This window comes from Vibrio sp. 10N.222.49.A3 (assembly GCF_041475145.1).
GTDB classification, from domain to species: Bacteria; Pseudomonadota; Gammaproteobacteria; order Enterobacterales; family Vibrionaceae; genus Vibrio; species Vibrio tasmaniensis_A.
The window spans coordinates 1-242 of sequence record NZ_JBFRVM010000176.1 but is presented as its reverse complement, the minus strand read 5'-3'; the positions used below and the strand labels follow the sequence as shown (position 1 = coordinate 242).

Genomic DNA, 242 nt, shown 5'->3' with positions numbered 1-242 from the left:
GGACTTTGCGAAAAGACAGGTGCAAGGTGAACTTGGGTTTACAGCCGTGCTGCATACCCACAGCCGACAACGAAACTTGCACCCACACCTGCACATTATTGTGGCGGCAGGCCAATACGACCCATCAAGACAAACGTGGCACAAAGGCAACAAGCGTTACCTTTTTAACGCATTTGCTTTAGCCAAAGTCTGGCGAGCAAGAATGCTAGAAGCAATTAATCAGCACCCAACGTTGTGGCTGC

General features: G+C 50.0%; 1 protein-coding gene. It reads left to right on the top strand.

Features of this window, described 5'->3' with window-relative positions:
* On the top strand, positions 1 to 242 hold a 242-nt coding region (locus tag AB4589_RS22000; RefSeq protein WP_372101681.1), incomplete at both ends, for a transposase.